23 protein-coding genes, 1 riboswitch and 1 other annotated feature are annotated in these 19,778 nt (G+C 45.7%); of the genes, 8 read left to right on the forward strand and 15 right to left on the reverse strand.

What is annotated here, in order from left to right; all coding sequences use genetic code 11:
• Positions 1–34: 34 nt before the first annotated feature.
• Together AC1MEO_RS11985 and trpE are read right to left on the reverse strand one after the other, a co-directional pair.
• Positions 35–628 carry an anthranilate synthase component II gene (locus AC1MEO_RS11985; RefSeq protein WP_480330712.1) on the reverse strand — a complete coding sequence of 198 codons (594 nt, stop codon included), beginning with the start codon at positions 626–628 and terminating at the stop codon, positions 35–37.
• Positions 625–1,977, reverse strand: a complete 1,353-nt coding sequence (gene trpE / locus AC1MEO_RS11990) for an anthranilate synthase component I (protein ID WP_480330715.1) — start codon at positions 1,975–1,977, stop codon at positions 625–627. Before trpE ends, AC1MEO_RS11985 begins: the two co-directional genes overlap by 4 nt.
• Positions 1,978–2,098: 121 nt before the next feature.
• Positions 2,099–2,310: a binding site (T-box leader), on the reverse strand.
• 213 nt (positions 2,311–2,523) lie between these two features.
• Here trpE and AC1MEO_RS11995 point away from each other — a divergent pair.
• The 4 genes from AC1MEO_RS11995 to AC1MEO_RS12010 all read left to right on the forward strand — a co-directional run bounded on the left by AC1MEO_RS11995 (position 2,524) and on the right by AC1MEO_RS12010 (position 6,192).
• A complete protein-coding gene (locus tag AC1MEO_RS11995) occupies positions 2,524–3,783 on the forward strand; it encodes an ABC transporter substrate-binding protein (protein ID WP_480330717.1) in 1,260 nt (419 codons plus the stop codon).
• Positions 3,784–3,787: 4 nt separating this feature from the next.
• A complete protein-coding gene (locus AC1MEO_RS12000) occupies positions 3,788–4,663 on the forward strand; it encodes a carbohydrate ABC transporter permease (RefSeq protein WP_480330719.1) in 876 nt (291 codons plus the stop codon).
• Between the two features lie 350 nt (positions 4,664–5,013).
• Positions 5,014–5,178 (forward strand): hypothetical protein, encoded by a 165-nt coding sequence (locus AC1MEO_RS12005; RefSeq protein WP_480330721.1) that lies wholly within the window; start codon positions 5,014–5,016, stop codon positions 5,176–5,178.
• A gap of 204 nt (positions 5,179–5,382) precedes the next feature.
• Positions 5,383–6,192 carry a carbohydrate ABC transporter permease gene (locus AC1MEO_RS12010; protein ID WP_480330723.1) on the forward strand — a complete coding sequence of 270 codons (810 nt, stop codon included), beginning with the start codon at positions 5,383–5,385 and terminating at the stop codon, positions 6,190–6,192.
• A 48-nt stretch (positions 6,193–6,240) separates the two neighbouring features.
• Here AC1MEO_RS12010 and AC1MEO_RS12015 read toward each other — a convergent pair whose 3' ends face one another.
• The 5 genes from AC1MEO_RS12015 to AC1MEO_RS12035 all read right to left on the reverse strand — a co-directional run bounded on the left by AC1MEO_RS12015 (position 6,241) and on the right by AC1MEO_RS12035 (position 8,927).
• Positions 6,241–6,672: a hypothetical protein gene (locus AC1MEO_RS12015; RefSeq protein ID WP_480330725.1), complete on the reverse strand. Its 432-nt coding sequence runs from the start codon at positions 6,670–6,672 to the stop codon at positions 6,241–6,243.
• 7 nt (positions 6,673–6,679) lie between these two features.
• Positions 6,680–7,027: an ASCH domain-containing protein gene (locus AC1MEO_RS12020; protein WP_480330726.1), complete on the reverse strand. Its 348-nt coding sequence runs from the start codon at positions 7,025–7,027 to the stop codon at positions 6,680–6,682.
• A 103-nt stretch (positions 7,028–7,130) separates the two neighbouring features.
• A complete protein-coding gene (locus AC1MEO_RS12025; RefSeq protein ID WP_480330728.1) occupies positions 7,131–7,754 on the reverse strand; it encodes a cell wall hydrolase in 624 nt (207 codons plus the stop codon).
• Positions 7,755–8,024: 270 nt separating this feature from the next.
• Positions 8,025–8,561: a dihydrofolate reductase family protein gene (locus tag AC1MEO_RS12030; RefSeq protein WP_480330730.1), complete on the reverse strand. Its 537-nt coding sequence runs from the start codon at positions 8,559–8,561 to the stop codon at positions 8,025–8,027.
• Between the two features lie 81 nt (positions 8,562–8,642).
• Positions 8,643–8,927 (reverse strand): hypothetical protein, encoded by a 285-nt coding sequence (locus AC1MEO_RS12035; RefSeq protein WP_480330732.1) that lies wholly within the window; start codon positions 8,925–8,927, stop codon positions 8,643–8,645.
• A gap of 140 nt (positions 8,928–9,067) precedes the next feature.
• Here AC1MEO_RS12035 and AC1MEO_RS12040 point away from each other — a divergent pair, with 140 nt between their 5' ends.
• A complete protein-coding gene (locus tag AC1MEO_RS12040) occupies positions 9,068–9,565 on the forward strand; it encodes a metallophosphoesterase family protein (RefSeq protein WP_480330734.1) in 498 nt (165 codons plus the stop codon).
• A 28-nt stretch (positions 9,566–9,593) separates the two neighbouring features.
• Here the strand turns inward: AC1MEO_RS12040 and AC1MEO_RS12045 are convergent, their stop codons facing one another.
• A complete protein-coding gene (locus AC1MEO_RS12045) occupies positions 9,594–10,469 on the reverse strand; it encodes an STAS domain-containing protein (protein ID WP_480330736.1) in 876 nt (291 codons plus the stop codon).
• A 681-nt stretch (positions 10,470–11,150) separates the two neighbouring features.
• Between AC1MEO_RS12045 and AC1MEO_RS12050 the strand changes: the two genes are divergently transcribed.
• Positions 11,151–12,341: a DUF3238 domain-containing protein gene (locus tag AC1MEO_RS12050; protein WP_480330738.1), complete on the forward strand. Its 1,191-nt coding sequence runs from the start codon at positions 11,151–11,153 to the stop codon at positions 12,339–12,341.
• Positions 12,342–12,536: 195 nt separating this feature from the next.
• On the opposite strand, the gene AC1MEO_RS12055 is transcribed toward AC1MEO_RS12050, so the two are convergent.
• The 5 genes from AC1MEO_RS12055 to AC1MEO_RS12075 all read right to left on the reverse strand — a co-directional run bounded on the left by AC1MEO_RS12055 (position 12,537) and on the right by AC1MEO_RS12075 (position 16,025).
• The gene (locus AC1MEO_RS12055; protein ID WP_480330740.1) at positions 12,537–12,935 is read right to left on the reverse strand and encodes a thiol-disulfide oxidoreductase DCC family protein; all 399 of its coding nucleotides are present in this window, start codon (positions 12,933–12,935) and stop codon (positions 12,537–12,539) included.
• Positions 12,936–12,991: 56 nt separating this feature from the next.
• The gene (locus tag AC1MEO_RS12060) at positions 12,992–13,354 is read right to left on the reverse strand and encodes a nuclear transport factor 2 family protein (protein ID WP_480330742.1); all 363 of its coding nucleotides are present in this window, start codon (positions 13,352–13,354) and stop codon (positions 12,992–12,994) included.
• An 88-nt stretch (positions 13,355–13,442) separates the two neighbouring features.
• On the reverse strand, positions 13,443–13,934 hold the full coding sequence (locus AC1MEO_RS12065) for a TraR/DksA C4-type zinc finger protein (RefSeq protein WP_480330744.1): 492 nt from the start codon (positions 13,932–13,934) through the stop codon (positions 13,443–13,445).
• 94 nt (positions 13,935–14,028) lie between these two features.
• Positions 14,029–14,964, reverse strand: coding sequence for a phosphotransferase family protein (locus tag AC1MEO_RS12070; RefSeq protein WP_480330746.1), 936 nt, complete (start codon positions 14,962–14,964; stop codon positions 14,029–14,031).
• Between the two features lie 152 nt (positions 14,965–15,116).
• Positions 15,117–16,025, reverse strand: a complete 909-nt coding sequence (locus tag AC1MEO_RS12075) for a cation diffusion facilitator family transporter (RefSeq protein ID WP_480330748.1) — start codon at positions 16,023–16,025, stop codon at positions 15,117–15,119.
• Between the two features lie 105 nt (positions 16,026–16,130).
• Positions 16,131–16,178, forward strand: a riboswitch (PreQ1 riboswitch).
• Between the two features lie 98 nt (positions 16,179–16,276).
• Between AC1MEO_RS12075 and queF the strand changes: the two genes are divergently transcribed.
• Together queF and AC1MEO_RS12085 are read left to right on the forward strand one after the other, a co-directional pair.
• Positions 16,277–16,771 carry a preQ(1) synthase gene (queF, locus tag AC1MEO_RS12080; RefSeq protein WP_480330750.1) on the forward strand — a complete coding sequence of 165 codons (495 nt, stop codon included), beginning with the start codon at positions 16,277–16,279 and terminating at the stop codon, positions 16,769–16,771.
• Between the two features lie 12 nt (positions 16,772–16,783).
• Positions 16,784–17,437: a queuosine precursor transporter gene (locus AC1MEO_RS12085; RefSeq protein ID WP_480330752.1), complete on the forward strand. Its 654-nt coding sequence runs from the start codon at positions 16,784–16,786 to the stop codon at positions 17,435–17,437.
• Between the two features lie 44 nt (positions 17,438–17,481).
• On the opposite strand, the gene AC1MEO_RS12090 is transcribed toward AC1MEO_RS12085, so the two are convergent.
• On the reverse strand, positions 17,482–18,321 hold the full coding sequence (locus AC1MEO_RS12090) for an endonuclease/exonuclease/phosphatase family protein (RefSeq protein ID WP_480330754.1): 840 nt from the start codon (positions 18,319–18,321) through the stop codon (positions 17,482–17,484).
• Positions 18,322–18,990: 669 nt separating this feature from the next.
• On the reverse strand, positions 18,991–19,752 hold the full coding sequence (locus AC1MEO_RS12095; protein WP_480330756.1) for a MerR family transcriptional regulator: 762 nt from the start codon (positions 19,750–19,752) through the stop codon (positions 18,991–18,993).
• Between the last annotated feature and the right edge of the window lie 26 nt (positions 19,753–19,778).

The raw sequence follows: 19,778 nt of genomic DNA on the forward strand, positions 1-19,778 counted from the left end.
TCCCAAGCCATAGCGGCTTGGGATTTTTTTATGACTATCGGATGCTGGCCTTTTCCTGCTGCACCTGCACAATGAATTCCTTCATTAATTCCACGCCATCCGGTGTACCGATGGACTCGGGGTGGAATTGGATTCCGTAAACGGGATAATTCCGATGCTTCACGGCCATGATGGTGCCATCGTCAAGTGCCCGGGATTGAATCTCCAAGCAATCAGCCAAGGTTTCCGGTTCCAATACCAGCGAATGGTAGCGCATGACCGGCAAAGGCATCGGCATGTTGCGGAACAATCCCTGCTGCTCATGTGACACTTGCGAGACCTTTCCGTGGCGGATAAACGGAGCTTGGACAACCTTGCCGCCAAACGCTGCGCCAATCAATTGCTGGCCCAGACAAATGCCCAAAATCGGAATGGATTGATGCAATTCCTGAATCAGCTCGATCGATTGCGGCAGTTCCAGCGGATGGCCGGGTCCTGGCGAAAGAATGATGGCCTGCGGGTTTTTCGCTTTGATTTCATCGAGTGTCAAAGTGCCGTAACGGACCACTTCCACCTCGACATCCATCGCAGCAACTGCCTGATAAATATTATAAGTAAACGAATCATAATGATCGATTAGGAGAATCATCCGAACACCTCCGTCAGTGAACGCGCTTTATGGAGCGTTTCTTCGTATTCCGCCTGTGGATCCGAATCAAAGACAATGCCTGCGCCTGCCTGGACATGGACCATGCCATCCTTGACCACAAAGGTGCGGATGGCCAGTGCGACATCCAGGTTGCCATTGAACCCAAAATAACCGATTGCGCCTCCATAGACCCCTCTGCGTTCTTCTTCAAATTCTTGTATCAATTGCATGGCACGAACTTTGGGAGCCCCTGAGACTGTACCAGCGGGCAAACAAGACACCAGTGCATCAAGCGGATGCATTTTTTGGTCAAGTTCTCCGGTCACTTCCGAAACCAGGTGCATCACGTGCTGATATTTCTCAATAACCATGTACTTCGGCACTTCCACTGTTCCAATCTGAGCCACGCGCCCCACATCGTTGCGGCTGAGGTCCACCAGCATCTTGTGTTCTGCCTGTTCTTTCTCATCACCGGCCAGCTCTTCCGCCAATTGATCATCTTCAACAACCGTTCTGCCGCGCTTGCGTGTTCCGGCAATCGGGTTGGTCACCATATGGCTGCCCCGTATCGTCAACAAGCTCTCCGGCGAGGCCCCTACAATGGCATAGCCATCAAAGTCGATGAAAAATTGATAAGGAGACGGATTTTGCTTGCGCAATTTCCGGTACAACGCGAAAGCATCGCCCTTATAGCTGGCAGACAGCCGTTGAGACAGTACCAGCTGGAAGACGTCCCCTTTGCGGATATGGTCTTTTGCCTGTTCCACTTGTTTGCGGAAGAACGCATCACTGGTCTTGGAATCAAATTGCAGGGATTCCTGGCCTGTTGCCGCTGCCGGTTTTTCCGGCACGGACAATTGCTGTTCGATTTCATCCAGCTTGTCTTCGAACGATAAAATCGTCACATCATTTTTGACATGGTCAAAAACCACGATGGTTTCATAAACCTGCAGGTGGATATCAGGCATCTGGAGGCTGTCTTCCTTCGGCGCTTTGATCGGTTCATACACCTGGATCGCGTCATAGCCGATATAGCCAAGAGCACCGCCTGTGAAAGGCAGGCCTTCCACTTCCGCTTCATAACGGGGCATCCGTTCTTTAATCAATTCCAACGGTTTACCTTCATGTATTTTTTCAGTGCCTGTCCGGAAATCGATTTCCCGCAATTGGCGGCCATGTCCGATATAACCCGTTGAAGGGTCCGCTCCAATAAAGGAATAACGGCCTGTCACACTGGTCTTCAAAGAACTCTCGAGCAGGCATTTGCGTTCTCCAGCCAGTCGGTTAAACACCGCAATCGGCGTCAAAGAATCTCCATCAATTTTTCTCATCTTCATTTCTTTACTCATCTCGGCTCATCTCCTTTTATTAAAAGCGAAGGCGATCATCCAGACTCGATCGGCTCTTGCTTTTGGTGCTGTTTTATTCCTGAAAACAAAAAAATCCCCTGCAGGAACAGAATTGTTCCTTGCAGAGGACGGATTGACCGCGGTACCACCTCATGTTAAAGCTGACACAGCTTTCACTTTGATCCCTGATAACGTGGGGAAACGGATTCTTCTACTGCTTGTTCAAAGAACCACTCATAAGCCCATTCACTCAGACACCCCACCAGTTTCCACCTGCCACTGGCTCTCTTTGAGAGGTTGATCTGCGCTACTCTTCTTATTCATCGATTTAGCTCTGCTATACTCTGCTCAACTGGAATTCGGCGGTGTCGCTTCCGACCCCTTCAACCGCAATCCGTACAAAAAAGGTTGTGCCAATCTTATTCAATTTCAGCCTATTTGTCAACTAATAACATGACTTATTAGATAATTCTGTATTTAAGAGAAAGATTGGGGTATAAATAAAGGGAGTGTTTCAACTTTTAAAATAGAGGGAGGAGAATAGACATGAAAAAGTTTGCCTATTTATCATCAGGATTTTTGGCTTCAAGTTTACTGCTTGCCGGATGTGCAGGTGACAGCGCAAGCGATACAGGCGGTGAAAGTGCAGAAAACAGCACCCAGATCAGCTTTATCCACTGGAGAGGCGAAGACAAAGCAGTATTGGATGATATTATTGCCCAGTTTGAAGATGAAAATCCTGACATTTCTGTGGAAATGACCATCTATCCATCTGAGCAGTACCAGGCTACCGGACAGCGTCTGCTGCAGGACGGGTCGACGGGCGATGTCTTTACATCCTTCCCAGGCGCACAATTTGAAGCCATCGCCAGCGCCGGTTTGTTTGAAGATTTGAGCGGTGAGGATTTCGTATCAAACTTCGATGAAGAGCTGATCAGCGTCGGACAAAAAGATGGAGCTCAATTTGCCCTTCCTTATCAGCTGGTCTTCAATATGCCGGTCTATAATAAAGGCATGTTCGAAGAGCTGGGGTTGGAAGTGCCGAAGAGTTGGACTGAGTTCCAGGAAATGGCAGACACACTCCTTGAAAATGGCATTACCCCAATCGCCTTCCCTGGAGCAGACATCGGCCCTAACCAATTCATGAACAGCATGATGATGAACAATGCGCCGGATGAAGATGTTTTCGAAAAACTTCAGAATGGCGAAGAATCCCTGACCAACGAATGGTGGGTCAAGACTTTGGAAGATTTCCAATTGCTTGAACAAAAAGGGTATATCCAGGACGATGCTCTGGGAACTACCCAAGATTCTGCAATGGCGATGGTGGCCAATGAAGAAGCCGCTATGCTGGCGACAGGATCTTATCATATGTCTGCCCTGCTTGGCCTGAACCCGGACCTACAGCTCGATTTGATGGCACCAATTACAGTTGAAGAAAGCGAAGCTGTGTATGAAGGCATTAATACCGCGACTTTCATGCTCGCAGTCAACAGCCAATCAGAGAAAAAAGAACAGGCAAAAGAATTCATCTCATTTCTAAGCCAGCCTGAAATTGCTTCCCAATACGCCAATGAAACCGGTCAGCATCTAACGGTCAATGATGTTGAATACGAATCAGAAGTCTTGCAGAATACAGCTTATTGGATCGACGAAAGAAAAACCCGGTTCCAGCCGCGTTTCCTGATCACTAACGCTCAAATCGAGGCTGCCGTCCTCAGCTCCATCGAAAATGTCTTGGGCGGAGCAGATCCGATGACAGCTGCTGAAGAAGCCCAGCAGCTCGTAGACGAAAACAGGGAATAACGGGATGAAAATTTCTAAATCCATCTACTTATTCTTTTTGCCAGGGCTTCTCCTGTATGCGATTTTCTTTGTTTATCCGACAATCAGCGCCCTGTTTTATTCGTTTACGGATTGGGACGGCCTCAGCTCAAGTTTTCAGTTTGTAGGAATCGACAATTACGAACGGGCCTTTACCGGGGATACAATTTTCCGGAAGACCATCGGCAATAACCTGAAATTCATGCTTGTCGTTGTTGTCTTCCAGACACTTGTTGCCTTGGCGTTCGCCTTGATCGTCCTCAAAAACACGAAGACCACCATCTTTTTACGCGCGCTTTATTTTTTCCCGACCATCCTGTCATCCGTGTCAGTAGCCTTTATCTGGTCGTTCATCTACGATCCGTCACTTGGCATCCTGAATCAGGTATTGGATCTGCTTGGACTTGAATTCCTGACGCAAAACTGGCTCGGCAATGCAGATATTGCCATCTATTCCCTGGCCGTTACGCAGATCTGGTTCCATGCGGGACAAATGCTGATTATCTTCGTTGCAGGGCTGCAAGCCATTCCGGATGAACTCTATGAAGTAGCAAAAATAGAAGGGGCCACCAAATGGCAGACCTTCCGCACTGTAACCTGGCCATTACTGGCACCTTCCGCTACGATTGTTGTTGCATATACCACCATCCAATCGTTCAAAGCATTCGATCTGGTCTTTGCCATGACAGGCGGGGGGCCGAATAATTCAACAGAGATCGTCGCTACTTATATTTTCGACATCGCCTTCAGAAGCTATCAATTCGGCTATGCAAGCGCCATTTCAGTTATTTTCATGGTCATCATCGCGATTATTACGTTCCTGCAATTCAAAGCCCTGCGCTCTGATAGGATTTCTTACTAGAAAAGCGGAAGCGCCCATGTAGCTCTGACGGGCATAAGACAGACCAGCGAAGTGGCATGTTTTCAGCCACATAGCTGGGCGGGCTTATGACCCCGAAGAGCTGGGCGCTGCAGCTAGACAATAGAAAAGCGAAAACGGCCGCTCAGCTCCGACAGGCATAAGACGCTCTGGCGAAGCGGCGTGTTTTGCCGCACAGCACGAAAAGTGAAAGTGCCTGATCAGCTCTGACAGGCATAAGGCGGACCAGCAGGGTGGCGCTCTTTGCCGCACAGCTGGGTCGACTTATGACCCGAAGAGCTAGGCACTTGCAACCAGACACCAGAGTGGCTTATGACCCGAGGAGTTGGCCGTTGGAGTCTGGACAATATGAAAAGCGAAGGCAGCCGTTTAGCCGCGACAAGCGCTGGAAGCTTTACCGGGAATGGCGTTCTTTGCCATTCTTGGTAAAGCTGAAGCGACTCGAGGGGCTGGCTGCCGGAGTCTGGATCACTAGAAAAGCGGAAGCGCCCATGTAGCTCTGACGGGCATAAGACAGACCAGCGAAGTGGCATGTTTTCAGCCACATAGCTGGGCGGGCTTATGACCCCGAAGAGCTGGGCGCTGCAGCTAGACAATAGAAAAGCGCAAACAGCCAAAGCATTGGGCAAAAGCGGGTTTCTTTAATTCAACTTATATAAAAATCTTCAAGTTCTTAAGCTTAAGGAAAGGGGGACAACAGCTTGTTCTTCCGTAGATTTTCCCTTATCATCTATGCACTGCTGATTTTGGTTCCTTTATTGATTGTGGTTTTGACTTCCATGAAAACAATTCAGGAAACCTTCAGAAATCCACTCGGCTTTCCGGAAGCAGGTCTCCAATTCGAGAACTATACAGCAATTTTCCAGGAGCAGACAATGGCCGGCTATTTTATCAACAGCACAATCGTCACCTTGTTTTCCGTGTCATTGACCCTGTTCTTTGCTTCGATGATTGCTTATGGCATCATCCGGCTCAATAATTGGATTGGAAATTCCCTGTTTATCCTGTTTACACTCGGCATGATGGTACCGGCACAAGTCAGTATGATTCCCCTCTATTCGCTGATGCTTGACCTCGGCCTGACGAATAGCCTGGTGGGGCTCATTCTCGTCAATATTTCTACAACCTTGCCGATCGCAGTCTTTATTCTGACCGGCTTTATGAAAACCCTGCCAAAAGAATTGTTTGAAGCATCCACGATAGACGGAGCGGGGAATTGGAAGATCTATACGAAAGTGGCGATTCCACTATCGCTGCCTTCCCTGTCAGCGACAGCAATCTTTCTGTTCGTGATGCATTGGAATGATCTGTTGTATCCTTTGCTGTTCATCACGGATAACGCCTATAAGACCCTGCCGCTTGCTTTACTGGAGTTCCAGGGTGAATATTCAACAAACTACCCGATGCTCTTTACAGGCGTCATCATCGCCTCAGCACCGATGGTCATCGCCTATGTTTTCCTGCAGCGCTATTTCGTTGCCGGCATGACAGCAGGCGCTGTCAAAGGATAAACCAAAAGACGCCTCTGCTCTTTAATGAGCGGAGGCGTCTTTTTTTCATTACCAAAACATTGGTTTATCAACCATGAACCACAGCATCAGCAGTAATAACAGAATGTAAATCCATAAAGAACGGTTCAACTTCTTGACCAACTGCAGTTGATCGGCTCCTTCTGTTCCAAATCGGCGAAGAGTCGGCGTAAATGCGCGCGCTAAGAAAAAAACAGAAGCAACCATCACAGCGATCGTACACAAAACCCATGAAGTGCCCCATTCCCATGGCCCCTGCCAAATCAACAGAATGCCTGTCGTCACCAGCACATGGCCTGCATGTTTAACAAGGCGTGTCGCAGATTTAAAGGTTATGATGTGCGATTCCAATAGATTGCCGGCTGCCGTTGCCATTCTTTTGACTAAAGGAAGCAGCACAAAAAAAGGGCCGATGGATAATACGGCACTTAAAATATGAGCGTATAGAACAAATGTATACACCGTTTATTTACTCAGCTGCCAAATGGAATTCATGGACCCAAACGGTCATCTCAGGCAACCAGGGCATTCCTGGGTGAAAAGACAATATAGACTGTTTGTAGTCTTCCACAGACGTGTAACCTTCCCGGATGATCATTTCATCTGTTAATTCACCGAGTGTTTGCTGATATACCTGATTGACTATAAATTTCTTGTCATCCAGTACCATGATTTCCCCTATATCTGCATACCGTCCATTTCTTCGGGTCGCTGATTTCGTACCAGCCAAAACTTTTTCTACATCCTTCTTATTGGTCACTAATTTTTCGACACTGCAGGTTTTTGGCGGCAATTGCTGCGTATTATTTTCTGACATTTCTATTCCACCTTTCTTCATTCCTTCTCAGTATAACCCTTTTCAAAGCACTGCATCATTCCATTAAAAAATCGCCCTGATGTTTTCAAGGCGATAGTGGAAACTATTTTGCAAATACGTGTTTGCCGATTTTAGTGATGGTTGTACGGGAGAAAATCCACGTATCTGTCACACCAGCCGGGTTGTAATAATAAGTTGCACCAAAGGATGGATCTGAGCCCTTCACAGCAGCTTTTACGGCCTGGTACGCTGCAGCATTGGGTTTTAGCTTGTATTGCCCATCATTTACAGCAGTAAAAGCATTCTGCTGGAAAATAACATTATATGTACTGGTTGGAAACAAGGAAGAATCGATACGATTCAGGATAACAGCCGCTACCGCTACTTGGCCGGTGTGGCTTTCTCCACGCGCTTCTCCATGTACGACACGCGCCATCATCTCAACATCTGCAAGTTTCGCTCGTGTCAACGGACCTGTAAAGCCAGTATCAGAAACATTGAAATCACGTTGAAACTGAATAACTGCATTCTTAGTGATAGATCCGTAATAACCTGTAGGGGTTGTCTGGAAATAACCCAGTTTTTTCAAAGTTGATTGAAGTTCCGTTACATCCTGTCCGGATACCCCTTCATGCAGGTCTGGAGAATGTGCTTCTGCGGAGGTTTGAGAAAAACCTAAGAATAGAACTGTAAATAAAGCGAATACCAATACTTTTAATTTCTTCATGCTTTCTCTCCCTTCAATTCCAAGAATCTACAAAAGATTCTTCTTAATAGTATATAATTGGAATTATAAGAATTCAATCCTTCGGAACTACTCAAATTCTGTCGATAAAATGACCAAAAGTAATATTTTATTGTCTTTATGCAAAAAATAAGGATTTTTCGCCCCTATAAATTAGGCATTTCCGCTTATTATTTTGAAAAGAGAAAGACTTGACGGTTTGAAGCAAAGCAAAAGACGACCGAAAATTTCTCAGTCGTCTTTTGTCTCTTCCTATAGTTTTTCATAATGCAGCTGTGCAAATTGACCATATGATTTTACCGATTTAAGCTTCAGGCGGCGTTCAACGTCTTGCTGTTGGAATAATGGAATCCCCTTTCCAATGAGAACTGGAGCAAGCGAGATGATCCACTCATCAATCAAATCCTCTTTCAAAAAACCATGAAGCAACTTGCTTCCTCCAATCACCCAAATATCTTTCCCAGGTTTTTCTCTGAGATCTTTCACGAAGCTCGGTATATCCTGATTCGTAAACTTCACATACGGATTTTCCTCAGCCGAGGAAGAGGTGAAGACGTAACTGTCTATGCCCTGATAAGGATATTTCCCATCTTCAGCTTCCATTACCCAGTCATAGGTTCTGCGCCCCATGACTACCGTATCAATGGTTTCCATGAATTCATCATATCCAGCATCCCCTTCTTCTTCGCCTGCGGTCTTAAAGAGCCATTCAAGGGAATCGTCTTCTGTGGCAATGTATCCATCCAAACTGGCGGCAATGTAGCAGACGACTTTTCTGTTGTTGTCCACAATCACTTTCCTCCTTTAAGTTATTGGTTACTGAAACTGTCACCAAAAAATGGCCTCAGCTTTATAACTGAGACCACCATTTCATTTACTTTCCAACTCTGCCATCGCTTTGTGGGTTTGAGGAAATCCATTTGCCTGCCATTCAGAGCGATAGGCAGAATCCAATTGGGTCAATCCAACTTCCGCTTCATCAACCTCTGCGTTAACACTTTCTTCGTGATCGACCATTACACTGTTTCTCATATCATGGTCTTCATAAACCCAGATCTTTTTTGCTTGGTTCTTATTATAGACCGTCATCAAAAGAAAGCTGCCGACCATGGCGGCTCCTGTATAGATAAACTTTTTAGTCGTATTCTTTCTCATAAAAACCCCTCCGATTTTCTTCATCATACCTACCCTCTGTAATTCCCTGTTTGCTGAAAATGTAATCCTAAAAGTTGGCTTTCGACGGCAGGATGTTTATTTGGTAAAGTAAAAGAAAGAATTTGACTGGAGGCGTTCAGATGAAGATTGTTATTGTTTCAGATACTCATATTCCATTCCGCGCCAAGAAACTGCCGCAACAATTGGTGGATGCATGCCAGGAAGCTGACTTCATTATCCATGCCGGTGATTGGCAGACGATGGATGTTTACCATGAACTGGCAGCATATGCGGAAATCGACGGCGTCACCGGCAATGTCGATCCATGGAATATTCTTGAGAAGTTCGGAAAGAAGAAGATTCTTACATTCGGAGATTTAACAATCGGGGTCGTCCATGGCGATAGTGACCGAAAAGCTACCGAAAAGCAGGCTCTTGACACCTTCAGCAAGGATGACGTCGATATTATCGTGTTCGGACATTCCCATACCCCGGTCATGCGGGAAGTCGACGGCGTTATGTTGTTTAACCCCGGTTCACCGACCGATAAGCGCAGACAGGAGCAATATTCCTTCGGTTTGCTGGAAATCGGTGATTCCTGGGAACTCAAGCATGTCTTTTTTGATAAGGAAAACTAACTCCACCCAATAAAAAATCAGACTCTCCTCATGGGGAGTCTGATTTTTCTTTGCATTCTTGTATCAGCACAAACCCCAGCTGTTTTAATGCCGATTCCAAATTGGCTTCAATCAATACACCTTTCAGTGCAGCTGCAAAATGAGGAACCTTCAATGCCATGAAAGGCTGAATCCCCGTAATGACTGGTGTTACGCCAATTACTTTAAGGATGTTCACGAGCTTCAGCAAGTATTCCCCAACGACAGTGTTGATCTGCAAAACTCCTGATACATCGATGATCAAATATTCCATCGGCTCTTTGCCGCATTGTTCGAGGACGTGTTCTATGATGACCTGGGCACGAGGCGCCGTAATTTCTCCGATTACCGGGACGATGGCCACACCTTTTGTGACAGGGACAATCGGAGCAGTCAATGTTTGGATTTGACTGTTCGCTTTTTCAAGTTCCAGCACATAACTCAACAGTGTCGACATCATTTCAAACGTGTAGAGCTGTTCTTCGGAAATCTTGTAGGATTCGTCGTCCAGACCACAAATAGTTCCATAGACGGTGCCATCATCATAATAAACCGGTACTCCGACAAAAGTTCCTTGTTTGTAATCCGCGGAAACACCCATAGATCGGGTCATTTCGTTTTTCGATACATCCTCTATAACCAATGCCTTTGGGCCATGGTTGATGCTCAAGCTGCAAAAGGAATGAGGAAGGGGCATGGAACTGCCTTCTTCAACCAACTTTTTATCTGTATTGCGCACTTTAATAATATGATTTGTTATGCCATCATTTTTAGCAATAAATAAGGAGTTGATGCCGATCTGTTTACTGAGCAACTGCAGAATATAAGCAGCCGCTTCATCGAAGTCATTGAAATTCCTGACTTTTTGAATGTGTTCCATTGTCATTTACCCATCCCCTTTGCATTATCTCTATAGTATCTATTTTCTATAATAAAATTCGAATCTCTCCCTTAACCACATACTAAAGGGGTTAAATAAAGAAAAAAGTGTTTGAATTCTGCTACATCGTTTCAGAGCTATATAAGTTGAACTAATGATTTATTTTAGCCGATACTCCACAAAACAGCTGCGCTTTCCAGCGGGCTCCCGCCCAATCCTCCTCGTCCGCTGCGCTCCCTGCGGTGTATCGGTCGAATCGCTAAGCCGCAGGAGTCTTCGCTGTTTTGCTCCATATCTCTGAGAGTTCTCCAGCGCCGGTGCGGCTCAGGACGAAACGGGGCACTAAGGTGAGTGTTCTTCTCGACTTATCGTGTGAACCAAGGTGTGCCAGAAGAATTTGGTCTACCTTGGCGACAGAGCTTGCGGAGGAGCATTGCTCTCTTCTCTTCCACAACCGCCAAATTGACATATAAATGTTACTCTTTTAGTTCAACTTAGATAGCTTTTATCTTCTACTACCATAAAAAATTAAAACCGAATATACCTATATTCCTACCTTAATTATACAGTTAAATTATTTAATTCGATATTTTATTTATGTAACAAATATTTCGCGGTTCTCGAGAAAGGGTTCGTTTTTTTGTTAAAAAGGGTATATCCATAACAATAGCATGCGGAGGTGGAAAAATGGAAACTGAATTGGATATTGTTGTATTGGAACAATCCGATACTTTGATTTATTTCAGATGGACCGATACAGAAAGTGTTTGCAGGGTAAAAAGGGATGAGCAAGTCGTTTATACCGGCACTCAAAACTTGTTTAAAGACGAAGGATTAAAAAAAGGCGAATTGTATACCTATACCCTTGAACGGCTGGATACTTCGGGAAATTGGACAGATAAGATCAAGCTTCATACAGGAACGGAAAACCGAAAACAAGACAGCCTTAACCGTCTGGAAGAAATCGTTCTGACGACCATTGTTTCTGAAAGGCGTATTTCTTTGGCGTGGGGAGAAATTGATGGCATCACCCACTTTGATATTTACCGAAACGGAGAATTTATTGAAACAATTGAAAAAAATCAATACACGGATCGACAAGTCCCGATGGATCAGGAATTCATCTATTGGATACGCGGCAAACGGCCGGTAGCGAAATCCGAGCAGAGTTTCAGCGAAGAAAAGTTCACACTCGCCAAAATTTTCGGCGCATTAAACTGGAATTCTTCAAAGAAAAAAGCGGCCATGGAAGATTTTTGGCTCACTAAAAAAATTGCTTCTCTGGATTCCTTATTATCCAACATGGAAAAACCGAAGATTTACCCGGTCTGGCATTTCCGATACAATACGTTCCTGCCCGATTTGGTTTTAAAAAATCCGAACCTGTTATCCCCTTTCCCCTATTTCCAGGGGGACGGCCGGGAGTTCGATCCTGAATCACTGCATTACCGGACGCAGGTCAACTTTACTGTCGACTTGAAAGAAGAAGAATCTTCATTTTCCTACGATAAGGACGTCGGCCCCACAATCGGATACAATTGGCGAAAAAAATTCAGCAAAGCGGATGTCGCTTCTGCTGAAGGAATCGAAGTGGAACAGTTTGAAGAGACGGGCCATAAAGTTTCCGTCACATTAAAGCATAGTGTCGGAAATCCGATCACCACTTCGCCGAACATCGATTACGAAGTGTCAGCCGCATTCTACCGGGATGGCAGCTACGATATTATTGGTATACATGACCAATCGCCGAACCATGAAGCGTATTTGAAGTTTGGCGATGGCGAATGGATGGAAATTCATCAGACAGAAAGTGAAGGGCTGGCTTATATGGCAGGACCGATTGCCAGCCATTATTGGCGGATATCCAATTTCTTTTAAACTTTTCAGGTTACACTTAATCATCAAAAAGCCCGAATTCGGAGTTGCTCCGATTCGGGCTTTTTGACGGTTTGAGAAAGAATAACTTTTAGCTCTTCGGGCCATAAGTCGACCCAGCTATGCGGCAAAGAGCGCCATCCTGCTGGTCCGCCTTATGCCCGGCAGAGCTACACGGGCGCTTCCGCTGTTATTTTCTTATTTATCCAAAAATCGCTTACGGATATGGGGGGGCGGCAGCATACAGCTGTCCAGCTTTCCAAATACCTTGTAACGGTTTTTGGCCACTATATCATATGCCCCGTCACGGATTGCACGAGGGAATGGTTTTAAGTAATAAGCCAGCTTCCAAAGGCCGGTTAAATGATTTGAAATCATCAAAGCACCTTCAGATTTCACATATGCCTGTTCGTCCTTTATCAGCACTAAACTATCAACATCGTCCGGTATGTTGTGTTTTTTTGAAAGTTTCTGGCCAATTTCACTTTGCAGGGAAGCAAATTGATAATAGCCGGCCGGATCATGATTTATAATGAATTGAACGCTTGAATCGCAAAAATTACAGTCTCCATCAAATAAAACAATGGCATGTTCCATATCGGTTTCCTCCTTTGCCTAAAATAGTTCTGTTACCTAAATAACCTCTTTTGCTTCTATTGAAACACTTGATCGATTGAAACGGTCCCTTGATGAAAAAATAATTTCCAGCCGTTTTGACGTTTTTTCCAGACTGAACTGCGGTTGGTCAGCCTTCCCGTCTTCTGATTGTGGACTTGATAGGTGGTCAGGACAGCTGCCGGGCCCAATTCATGCATGGCAAAAGATCGTATGTCCATCGGATCCGGATTTAAGGTGTTGTCTCCCTTATAATGCGACCGTCGAATGATTCCACCCGAACTGCCAAATTCAAAAAACTCATCATCCAGTACTTCGCCCAGCTTTTCTGCTGAAACCCGAACCTCTGGTTGTAGATGACTGCATTCCAGCCTATAAATCTCTTCCGTCAATTTGTCCATTGCCATTCTCCTCGTCGGTTATTTCCCAGGAAATACTTTTCTTCAAATAAAACCCCCTGGCATAGACTGCAGGGGGCAAAGCCAAATTCTACTTTTCATCCTTAAAGAAATCTTTTTGATTTTCATTTGGCTGATCTTGTGGAGTATCAGATGACCCAAAATCCTCCACATCTTCAAAGCTGTCCTGGTAATCCCGGATGCCATTGTCTTCTTTCTCAACCAGTGGCTGGCTTTCCAGGTCAGGGTTATGATCTGCATGGTCGATACAGGTCAATGCTGTCGGCAAGGCTTCCAACCGCTCAAACGGAATATCTTTTCCACACACTGCACATTTCCCATATGTCCCGTCTTCGATTGCTGCCAATGCCGCTTTCGCTTCCTGCAATTCTTCTTCTTTAAACTGTGTCAACGCCATTCCACGCTCCTGGTCATACAGATCGGTTGCGTTGTCGGCAGGATGATTGTCATAGTTTGAAAGCTCGGTTGTTTCAAATTCCTCTGTATGCTCCACACGCTCTTCCAGCGATTCCACTTGTTCTTCCAATTGCTTTTTCAATTGCTTCAGTTGTTCATCTTTCATCTGATTTCCTCCTCAAAAAACTCACTTAACCTATATATTGCCTTTATCAGGGAAATCAAACCTGGAAGCGTACTGGACATTGCTGTATCATCACTTAAAAATCATCGAACCGATCCAATAAACTCAGTAAATAATCATCTAGACGATGACGCATCAACTCATCAGACAAGCCTTTCATCCCAAACGCTTCCCAACCCGGATAAACTACCGGCGAACCATCCAATAGGTCTGTCAGCGAGACCAAATCCCAATACGGATCGTAGGTGAATCGACTGCCGGCATGGCGTTGATAAGCCGTCAAAAAATTATTGGCGACGGAAATTCCGTACATCTGGGCCAGATTGACGCGACAATGTCCGACATCAATTCCAGCCGGTCCGCGGCAAGCATTCACCCAGTCCACAATAGCGCTGATTTCTCCATTTTCCCACAGTACATTCGCCGGATGAAAATCCCGGTGAATAAAACATTCCTGAGCTTCGGGACGGCTTTCAGCCACAATGTAAAAAGCGCGCATCCAGTCGTTTTGGACTTTGGACCACGTCGGTTTTTCCAGTAAGAACACATTATTGTAAGAAAAGTATTCGTGAGGAAAGCCTTCTGCCTTCGTTCGGTGAAGCTTAGCTAAAGCGGCTGCCAAGCTATCCAGCCATTTCTCGTCATTGGCTGGCTGAAGCACGACAGAACCCGGCACTTTAGTCATCAAAACGGCCGGCATCCCACTGTTCTCCCCTGTCTCATCATAAGCAATTAAATGGGGGACGGAAAACCCTGCTTGTTCAGCAAACTGAAGGCTTGCTGCTTCATGCTTTGCCAGATCCGGCTCCCTTTTCAGCCAGTCTTCTTTATGGAAAAGCCGCAGAACATAATAATGGATAGAGCCATTTTCCTGGACGGCCAGTTCAAATAATAGTGAAGACGTTCCGCCTTTCAACGGCTCGATACTTGTAATTTCTGCCGTTTCTCCAAGCTGTATTTTTACCCATTCGACTGCTTGCATCTGCAATTCATGCCGTCTATTGCCTGCCATGCCGGACACTCCTTTCTGCCTATCTTTTAGCTTTAGTGTACCATGAAAAAATAGGGATTCCATAATTTAGTAAAGGGACAAACAACCAGCAAAAACAACGGATTCTTTACTATAAAATCCAACAAACTCTGACATCCCCAAGGCATACGAATTTATACTTTCAGTGAATGGTGCATGGTTTCCGGTTTTTCAATTTGTATTGTGGCATGTTCGATTCCACATTGGTCATGGACCAGTTTCAGCGCGCTTCGAAGAACCAGTTGCTCGTCTGCATTTGTTGTAACATCCATATGGCATGTAAACAGATCGAGTCCGGACGTGATGGTCCAAACGTGGAGATCGTGGACATCCACTACCCCGTCAATCTTAAGAAGCCGCTCCTTCACTTCCTGTGCATCGATCGCGTGAGGCGTGCCTTCCATCAAAATATGGAGACTGGTTCGGAGAATTCCCCAGGCACTCCGCAAAATCAACAAAGCAACGACCACAGAAATGATGGGATCGGCCAGCGTCCAGTCAAACAAAAGAATAAGCAAGCCGGCTACTATGGCGCCAACAGAGCCCAGTGCATCACTGATCACATGCATATAAGCACTTTTCATATTCAGGTTGCCTTGGACGTCTGCGTTGCGGTTCAGCACCCAGGCACTTAACACATTAGCTGCAAGGCCGATTGCCGCAATCATCAGCATCCAGCCACCTTGTACTTCTGGCGGCTCATAAAAACGTTCGATAGCTTCGTAGACAATAAAGCCCGCAATGACAAATAAGGTTGCCCCATTGATAAAGGCGGTGATGATTTCAAAGCGGAAATAGCCATAGGTTTTATTCGCAGAAGCTGCTTTCCCGCCAAACCAGATTGCTGACAGGCTGAGCGCCAGTGAAACGGTATCTGATAGCATATGGCCACTGTCCGCAATCAAAGCAAGGCTATTGGTGAATAGGCCGCCGAAAAATTCCAGCACCATAATGCCGGCTGTGATAATAAGCGCCAGGACCAATGCTTTTTTATTGCCGCTTCTTGCGGCTTCAAAATGGTTGTGGTCATGATTGTGCCCCATCGCGTACTCGCCTCCATCTTCTTGCTGTTAGTTTACCAAAATTGGTCGATTGACAACGAATAGGAAGTCTTATACGATAGATGAGGAAAAGTAAATAACCCGGCAACGGGAGAGGTTCATAGCATTTCACCCTCTATAAAAAACTATGGATTGTCGAAACTCAGCCAAATCCACATGCGATTCGGCTTTTTCTTTTGTCCATTTTTTATAGCCCTCTTCCAAGCCGGCCATCTAAAAGGAGGCCGTTTTTCATGGCAGGAAGAAACGAAGACACACTCGATCATTTATCATTGCTCGGCAATCAAAACACCAAGTATAAATTTGAATACGATCCGGAGATTCTGGAGCCGATCGACAATCTGCACAGCCGCGATTACTTTGTGAAGTTTAATTGTCCTGAATTCACATCACTTTGTCCCCAAACAGGCCAGCCTGATTTCGCCACCATTTACCTGAGCTTTATTCCTGATAAAAAATTGGTGGAAAGCAAATCGCTGAAGCTTTATCTGTTCAGCTTCCGGAATCATGGAGACTTTCATGAAGACGTCGTCAACATCATCATGAATGATTTGATCAAGTTGATGGATCCGCGTTATATCGAAGTGTGGGGGAAATTCACACCGCGCGGCGGCCTGTCCATCGACCCTTATACCAACCACGGCAAACCAGGAACAAAATACGAAGAAATGGCATCGTACCGGATGATGAATCACGACATGAATCCGGAAACGATCACCAACCGCTAAGGAGCCGAGCAGATGTTACTCTACTTGAACGGCGCATTTGTCGGTTTGTTGATCCTATCGAATATTTTAGCGGTCAAACTGTTCAGCATCAGTGAATGGGCCGTTTTGCCGGCCGCTGTCATTGTCTACGTCTTCACCTTCCCGATTACGGACACGATTGCGGAAGTATACGGCAAAGAAGCTGCGCGGCAAACCGTTACAGCCGGATTTGTCACACAGCTTTGCGCATTGGCATTCATTTTCTTCGCCATCCATTTGCCGGCTGCTCCATTTTTTGCAGACCAGCAATCTTTTGAAACCATTTTTTCCGCTGGCTTCCGTGTGACGTTGGCAAGCCTTGTGTCTTATTTCATCAGCCAAAACCTGGATGTCACCATTTTCCATAAGCTGAAACAGCGGCATGGCGAATCCAAGCTTTGGCTGCGCAATAATGCTTCGACAATGACCAGCCAGTTGGTGGATACCAGCATTTTCATCACCATCGCTTTTTACGGAACTATGCCAACCAGCGCATTGCTCGGAATGATTGTCACACAATACCTGTTTAAATGGCTGGTTGCTGCAGCCGATACGCCCCTTGTTTATTTGCTCGTCAAATTATGCAGACGTGAACTGCAGTCAGGCAAACAGATTTACGGACACCAAAAACCGGAAGCTCTCCAATAGAGCTTCCGGTTTTTACGGTTGCAGTAATTTATGAGAGCAATTGCTTAAACCTTGGCGCGTGCTTTCTGTACGCGCTCTTTACTGCCCACTTTAACATCAGCAAGTACCATATCCGCCACAATCGGCAAATGATCGGAAACCGCTGTCTCAATAACGGCTGTCTGAACGACTTCCACCTCACTGTCAGAAAAGATGTAATCGATACGGGTTGCCGGCCAAAAAACTTCTTCCGTTTCTTTGTTCACATAAGGAGCAGGATAAGTATAGGCATCCCCTCTCTTCATTTTCAGGAAGGCATCTTTAAACTGTCTGCTCAGCTTTTGCATATGAACATTTGAGGAAGAGGCATTAAAATCTCCTGCAATGATCCGCGGGAAATGGCTTTTCCCTACAATGGCTAAGATTTCATCAATGCTGACGGCGAGTTCGTTATCCTTCAGCGCCAAATGCGTATTGAATACGCTCAAATAACTGCCATCCACTTCAATGACCGCTTCCAAGATGCCACGCTGTTCGTTATTGCCGAAAGGGCAATAAACCTGTGTCAATAAATGATTTTCTACATACTTGATCGGGTACTTGCTTAAAATCATATTGCCATATTGGCGATTCGGCCGTTCCGAATCTTCAGGCGCAAAATTCATATTGGCTCCATAAGCAGCGTACATGCCAAGTCTTTCACTCAGCCACTCTACTTGGTCAACAAACGAACTACGATCCGAAAAATAGCGATCGACCTCTTGCAGAGCGATGATGGAAGCACAGGAATCCTCAATGACTTCAGCCGTCTTCTCCAAATCAACTATTCCATCCATCCCTAAACCATGAGCAATATTAAACGACATGACTTTTACAATCGGCGCCTTCTTGTTCTTCCCGTACATGCAAACCTCTCCTTTTCGATTAAAACGAATCGTTGGCAGCTGCTTTAATTGGTTTCAGTATACCAAGTTGATAGAAATTTGCTATATCAAGGGCGTAAACAATTGTTAAAGATTTGTAAACACGAAAAGTGAAAGTGCCTGTTCAGCTCTGACAGGCATAAGACAGACCGGCAGAGTGGCGTTCTTTGCCACGCAGTCGGGTTGGCTTATGACCCGAAGAGCTAGGCACTTGCCACTGGACAACACGAAAAGTGGAGGCGGCCGTTCAGCTCCGAAAGGGGTAAGACGCTCTGGCGAAGCGGCATGTTTTCAGCCGCATAGCCAGAGTGGCTTACATCCCGAGGAGTTGGCCGATGGAACTGGACAACGCGAAAAGTGAAAATGCCTAAGCTAAAAACGAGACTTCTTGCCGCAACAAGTTCATCTTGATTCAAATAACAGTCTATTTCTGTGGCTGATTTAAGCTTTATGCACGTTCCGGAAAGTTTACGCACGCTTATTTGGGTTTACGCACGTTCAGCAGAACTTATGCACGCTTAAGAAATTTTATGCACGTTCAAAAAAATTTATGCACGTTCATTGAAATCTAAAGCCGTCACCTTCTTCACCCACAATAAATCCAGGCATAAAAATGCGGACAACCCGTTTTCGAGTTGTCCGCATTTAAAATTAGTCCTGTGCTGTATAAACCTCAATCGCGTCCCGCAGGAATTGTGCAGCTCCCAGCTCTACTTTGTCATAATATGCACTAAACCGCTCGTCGGCCACATACATCTCCGCAAGCCCCATATGCGCGTCCTTGCTGTAAGTCGGCCAGGTAAAGCCCAGCCACTGGCGATGCAGATCAGCCGTTTGCTGCGCCGCTTTGCTAGTGGCATCGCCTGTTTTGACGGCCTCTGCCAAACGGTCCAACACCTGCTGTTCCAAACGTTTAAATTCCTGGTATTTCTCTTCGCTCATGTTCAGCATTTTGGCGTTGGATTGATCCACCAACTCGTCGCCGTATTTGCCGCGTATTTCATCTCCGTGCTGCCATTCGTTGTCATCCACCAGTTTTTGCTTGAAGCCCTGGAATTTCTCTTTATCAGCCATGATGCTCTCCCCTTCTTTTGCAGAAATGGTTTTTTCCACATTGCTTATCAAGAGGTCCAATAGCAGCCGTTTGGCGAGAAGTTTTTCCCGATGCTCTTCTAAAGCCTGGGAACCGTTGAAACCGGGATCGTTGACGATGTTTTTTATTTGTTCCAAATCCAGGCCAAGTTCGCGATAGAAGAGGATTTGCTGCAGCTTGTCCACTTCCTGCTGGCCGTAGATCCGATACCCCGAAGAACTCTTTCTTGCCGGCTTCAAGAGCCCGATTTCATCGTAATAGCGCAGGGTCCTTGTACTGATGCCAGCCAAGTTCCCCAGTTTTTGAACGGTATATTCCATATCTCCACCTCCTGATACCTCCACCA

This window comes from Planococcus sp. BI3, from assembly GCF_056680115.1.